This is a genomic window from Microcystis sp. LE19-195.1E, assembly GCF_027532095.1.
In the GTDB taxonomy this organism is placed as follows: Bacteria; Cyanobacteriota; Cyanobacteriia; order Cyanobacteriales; family Microcystaceae; genus Microcystis; species Microcystis aeruginosa.
This window is the reverse complement of the sequence record NZ_JAPZSZ010000181.1, coordinates 1-5,364: the sequence shown is the minus strand read 5'-3', so window position 1 is coordinate 5,364 and position 5,364 is coordinate 1. Positions and strand designations below refer to the sequence as shown.

At 42.5% G+C, this 5,364-nt stretch carries 7 protein-coding genes and 1 pseudogene; 2 read left to right on the top strand and 6 right to left on the bottom strand.

What is annotated here, in order from left to right; all coding sequences use genetic code 11:
- The 3 genes from O9300_RS10470 to rpmG form a co-directional block, all read right to left on the bottom strand.
- The coding region (locus tag O9300_RS10470; RefSeq protein ID WP_287638528.1) for an IS4/Tn5 family transposase DNA-binding protein at positions 1–80 on the bottom strand (80 nt) is incomplete at its 3' end.
- 360 nt (positions 81–440) lie between these two features.
- Entirely contained in the window at positions 441–656 is a 216-nt protein-coding gene (gene rpsR, locus O9300_RS10465) for a 30S ribosomal protein S18 (protein WP_002770735.1), read from the bottom strand.
- A 40-nt stretch (positions 657–696) separates the two neighbouring features.
- Positions 697–891: a 50S ribosomal protein L33 gene (rpmG, locus tag O9300_RS10460; RefSeq protein WP_002734724.1), complete on the bottom strand. Its 195-nt coding sequence runs from the start codon at positions 889–891 to the stop codon at positions 697–699.
- A 177-nt stretch (positions 892–1,068) separates the two neighbouring features.
- Here rpmG and O9300_RS10455 point away from each other — a divergent pair, with 177 nt between their 5' ends.
- On the top strand, positions 1,069–2,481 hold the full coding sequence (locus O9300_RS10455) for a slr1306 family protein (protein ID WP_287971580.1): 1,413 nt from the start codon (positions 1,069–1,071) through the stop codon (positions 2,479–2,481).
- 9 nt (positions 2,482–2,490) lie between these two features.
- Here O9300_RS10455 and O9300_RS10450 read toward each other — a convergent pair whose 3' ends face one another.
- Together O9300_RS10450 and miaB are read right to left on the bottom strand one after the other, a co-directional pair.
- Positions 2,491–2,877 (bottom strand): C6orf136 family protein, encoded by a 387-nt coding sequence (locus O9300_RS10450; RefSeq protein WP_287971579.1) that lies wholly within the window; start codon positions 2,875–2,877, stop codon positions 2,491–2,493.
- Positions 2,878–3,043: 166 nt separating this feature from the next.
- Positions 3,044–4,384 carry a tRNA (N6-isopentenyl adenosine(37)-C2)-methylthiotransferase MiaB gene (miaB, locus tag O9300_RS10445; RefSeq protein WP_079209816.1) on the bottom strand — a complete coding sequence of 447 codons (1,341 nt, stop codon included), beginning with the start codon at positions 4,382–4,384 and terminating at the stop codon, positions 3,044–3,046.
- Here miaB and O9300_RS10440 point away from each other — a divergent pair.
- Positions 4,383–4,583: a hypothetical protein gene (locus O9300_RS10440; RefSeq protein ID WP_287971577.1), complete on the top strand. Its 201-nt coding sequence runs from the start codon at positions 4,383–4,385 to the stop codon at positions 4,581–4,583. The two genes, miaB and O9300_RS10440, sit on opposite strands and share 2 nt — an antisense overlap.
- Before the next feature lie 95 nt (positions 4,584–4,678).
- On the opposite strand, the pseudogene O9300_RS10435 reads toward O9300_RS10440, so the two are convergent.
- A pseudogene (locus tag O9300_RS10435) lies at positions 4,679–5,364 on the bottom strand (ISL3-like element ISMae36 family transposase); the annotation flags it as partial.

The window sequence follows — 5,364 nt, the reverse complement described above, 5'->3', positions numbered from 1 at the left end:
ACGATACTGATTAACCTTTTCTTTCTTCTGGTGTCCCCTAGGTCTGCATACTGTAATTCTTGGGCTGCCCATTTCTCCATTTTTTTGCTTACCTCCACCTTAATTCCTTCTTTCAAAACTATACCTATCAATCGTTTCCCTTTTTTTTAAGTTTCTTCTCTTTTTGTTAAGAAAGATCCGACTAATGGATAGCTTGATAAGGGGGGTGCCGATAGGCGGGGGGATCCCCCCTTAATCCCCCCTTGATAAGGGGGGCATCTGACAACTTTTAACGCCTACCTACTTAAGTAGCTAGACACAATTAATTAAGTATATCTAACTACTTCTTCCATGAGTGCATGAGTGCCTATCCTCACCAAGAAGTTAATTTTGTCCTATTACTTATATATATTATTTTCAGTGATCACTGTTCACTGATTACTGATTACTGATCACTGAATTTAGGCTTCTTGGTTGACAAAAGGCAATAAAGCCATTAAACGGGCCCGTTTCACCGCTTCAGTTAAATCTCGCTGTTGTTTAGAAGTTAAACCGGTGATACGTCTAGGCAGAATTTTGCCGCGTTCGGTGATGAATTTGCGGAGGAGTTCGGTGTCTTTGTAGTCAATCGGTTGACTGGGGGAGATGGGAGAGAGACGTTTACGATAGTAGCTCATAGATTTGTAAAGATTGCTTGACTTTTTAACTAAAGTGTGTTTACTTAATTTCCTTGTGGACGGTGTGCTTATTGCAGTGGGGACAGTATTTCTTGATTTCCAGTCTGCCGGTGGTATTGCGCCGGTTTTTGCTGGTGGTGTAGCGAGAAACGCCGGGGGTACGCTTATCGGGATTACTGCGGCATTCCGTGCATTCTACAGTGATGATCAGGCGAACGCCTTTTTTACTAGCCATAACAACAGGGGATCGGGTAAATTTACACGCAATCGATCATTATGACATATCTGGGGCTTTTTAGGCAAGAGCGGCCGGGGCGAACGCAGGGAATTGTCGGCTAAAAAGTTCAGTTTGGGATGAAATCCAGCACAAAAAAGCTAGAATAATCACAGCAGTTGGCGAGGATGAGGAAAAATGACGATAAGATTGGGTAAACCGATTTTAGTGACGGGGATAGGCATTACCATCGCTTTAACCCTGGGGGAAACTCTCAATAGTAAACTGAGCGAAATCGGTTCCTGGGGTATTTTAGGTGCGTTTGTCCTTGGTGCCGGTATCTGGTTTTGGCAAAAACCCAACTCGAAAATCGATTTTTCCCCCCCCACTCCCCTGAGTCTAGAAAAGGTTAAACAAGCGATTAGCAAGGCCGAGAAGATAATTAATTATCTGGCCAAAGAAGACCCCAATCAAGACTTAACCCCACTTAAAACCAGTTTAACCCAATTAAACCAAGAATTTAGTCGCCAAGACCTGAAAATTGCCATTACCGGCGCTAAAAAAACCGGTAAAACTGCCTTAAAAAAACTACTAGAAAGCGGCAACTTTGGAGAATATATCGCTTTTCTGGAAACGGAACCCCTTCTGACTCTCAACTCCACCGCTAACCAGAAAAAGTCCCTGGCAGCCGACTTAGTTTTGTATCTGATCAATGGGGATTTAACCGATTCCGAATGGCAAATCCTCCAGCAATTCGATCAAATGCACCAGCGTGTTATCCTGTTACTCAATAAACAGGATCGTTTACCCGCCGAAACCAGAGAAGAAATTCTCCTTTCCCTAAAACAAAGACTGAAAGAAACTATTCCTGCTCATCATATTTTAGCCATAGCCGCTGCCCCTGAACCCCTAAAAGTTCGTCAACATCAAAGCAATGGGGAAATCAAGGAATGGACGGAACCCCAAACGGTAGTTATCGATCCTTTAGATAATCATCTCCAACAAATTATCAGACAAGAAAAGTCCGAATTAGTTCTGGGAACTATCTGGAGACAAGCGCTAGAATTAGCAAAGGAAACCAAACAATTACTTAATCAATCCCGACGCAAAAAGGCTTTACCTGTTATCGAACAATACCAATGGATAGCCGCTACTGCCACTTTTGCTAATCCTCTTGCGGCCCTAGATTTAGTTTTAGCGGCAGCTACTAACGCTCAAATGTTAGTGGATTTAGGGGCCATTTATCAACAAAAAATGTCCCTTGAACAAGCAAAAACAGCCATGGCCACCCTAGGGAAGATGATGGTACAATTAGGCATGGTAGAAGTGACAACCCAGGCATTAGGAACGATTCTCAAGGGAAATGCGATTACTTATATCGCCGGTGGTACAGTGCAGGGAATTGGGGCAGCCTATCTAACTCGTTTAGCTGGTTTAAGTTTAATTGAATATTTCCAAGAACAGGAAATTAACGAGCAGCTGAATAATGATTGGAATTGGACGAGTTTGCAGAATAAAGTTAAACAGGTCTGGGAACAAAATCAGCGCCTAGCATTTTTACAGGATTTTGTCAAGCAAACGAGCGCTCGTTGGTCGGCATTTTCCGGTTAAAAAATCTAGTTAAGAACCGGTAAAAGGTAAATGCTGACGTAGCACATCCCAGCGCGAACAATCCCAATAATCGATATGAGAAATAATCAGATTATTGTTATCGAGAGTTAATTCACTGCGTCCAGAAATAGCGATGCGTGGCCGCCAAGGTAAAGGAGTTGTCCAGTGCAATGTCCAACGGGTATTAATAATATTTCCCTGCTGTTCAATTGCGTGGACATCCATCTTGATAGCTTGGAACCATTGACTCATAAAACCAATCATTTCCCGATAGCGTTTAATCCCCCGAAATTGATTGAGAGGGTCTTGAAAATAAACGTTATCAGCATAAATATCATAGGTTTGATCGAGGGGAAATTTTTGATAATCTTGCTGCAAAATAGCGATAATATCCATAAAGTAAGTAATTAGTTATAATTAAATTGAAGATAGATTTTGCCTTTGATCCCCCCTGCCCCCCTTGATAAGGGGGGTATCTGACAATTTTTAACAGCTACCTACTTGGCAAATTATTCCCGATAGCTATTGCCTTTTTTCACTGCTGAGGGGTCACTGTTAACTATTAAAAGATCACTCCCGTCAAACTAAAGGGACGGACTTCGGTAATTTTAACCTTAACAAATTTGCCTCGCAATTCCTCAATATCTCCCGTAAAGAAAGTTAAGCGATTGCCTCTAGTTCTTCCCATAACTTGACTAGCATCTTTAGGGTTAACGTCTTCCACTAAAATTTCCTCAATTCTGCCTAAATATCTTTGGGAACGTTCAGCGGCTTTTGTGGCCACTAAATGATTTAATCTTTGTAAGCGATCGCTTTTTACCTGCTCACTTAATTGATCATCCCAAATAGCGGCAGGAGTCCCGGGACGGGGAGAATAGGCAGCGGTATTTAATTGATCAAAACCAATCTCATCGACTAATTTTAAAGTATTCTCGAACTGTGCCTCTGTTTCTCCGGGGAATCCGACAATCGCATCGGCACTAATGGCAGCATCCGGCATTAAATCGCGAATATTAGCAATAATTTGTCGGTATTTTTCCTGAGTATAGCCCCGTTTCATGGCCTTGAGGATATCATTATCCCCCGATTGAAAAGGGATATGAAAATGTTCACAAACTTTAGGTAATTCCTGACAAGCTTTAATCAAACGTTCGGTAAAATAGCGGGGGTGACTGGTGGCAAAACGGAGACGTTCAATGCCGGCCACATCGTGAACGTAGTAGAGTAAATCGGTGAAATTGTGCAGATGTCGGCCGCTTGCCGTCACTCCGGGTAAATCCCGTCCGTAGGCATCGATATTTTGACCTAAAAGGGTGATTTCTTGATAACCCTGTTGTCCTAATTGTGCCATTTCTGCTCGAATTGCCGCAGGAGTGCGAGATTGTTCCACCCCGCGCACCCCCGGAACCACACAATAGGTACAGCGTTCATTGCAACCATAGATGACGTTCACCCAAGCGGTAATATTACTATCCCGGCGCGGTTTGGTGATATCTTCCATGATGTGGATGGGTTCGGTGGCCACCACCTGGGAACCGTCAAAAACTTGTTGTAATAAGTCTCCCAAGCGGTTTGCGTGTTGGGGACCGATAATTAAATCCACTTCGGGAACCCGTCTTAATAATTGTTCCCCTTCCTGTTGAGCCACGCAGCCAGCGACCACTAGAGTAAGATCGGGTTGAGTTTGTTTGCGTTTAGCCTGTCTGCCGAGATAGGAATACACCTTCTGTTCGGCATTATCGCGAATTGTACAGGTATTGTAGAGGATTAAATCGGCTTCGTTGGCATCCTCAGACCATTGAAACCCCAAATCTTCTAAAATACCCGCCATGCGTTCGGAGTCAGCTTTATTCATCTGACAACCAAAGGTGGTGATATGGTAACGACGTGGGGACTTATTCATGATGCTGGCTACAGAAACAATAGTGCAGGTTTCTATTTTAGGCTATTTATCCTCTGACTTGAAAGAAGCGGTCGGCGGTCGGCAGGATTCAGGAGTCGGGATTCAGGAGTCAGGATTCAGGAGATTATTTTTATTTATTGTCCCCACACTCCACACCCCACTTCCCCACTTCCCCACACCCCCACTCCTCAAATCATAATTCATAATTAATAATTCCCACTTGCCACTCCCCAGAAAAAGCATACTCAGCCATACAAGCAAATAAAACGGCTCTTCGTTACTCTTTATGCTAAATCAACAGACAAGATGCCAAGATAACATACTTCTAACCCAAAAATTCCGAAAGTTTCTAAAGCCATAGCCTCTTCTTTTTATTAGTTTAAGTTTATTGTTGATTCCCTCGACCACCCCATTCGTTGTCCTTCGCTCGAAATAACTAATTATTTCTCCAAACCAGTTTCGGATTGTTTGACAACTCTTGGTAAAAACACTGGAGGATTTTGCCAACCATTCCGAGATGGATAGCATTCCCTCTGTCGGATTCTCTGAGGTTTCATAAATCTTTCTGAATTCTTCCTTTAATTCCTGCATCTTTTTCAAATTTGGAAAAGTTTCTTTGATATCTTCTAGTTTGATTTTTTGGGGTTCCGTTAAATCTTTTTCATTTTTTAACAAGCTATACTTACTTCGCTTTAAAACTTCTAGCTTCGCTTCTTTTTCCGCTTTCTGTTTTTTATTTTTCTGCGCTTCTACCGCTCTTTTTTCTGCTCTTCTCTGTTCGTCTAACTCTTGATTAATTTGTTTCATTACATGGAATCTATCAGCGACTACCTCGGCCGATGGCATCAATTCTTTCACCAGATTTTTATAGGGCAACCAAAGGTCTATGCTCACTTCTTCAATTTGCTCTAACACCTCTTTTCCCCACCCAGTAAGCGTTTCCCTCAACTCTTCTTGTGTTCGCTTCTCTAGAATAGCTA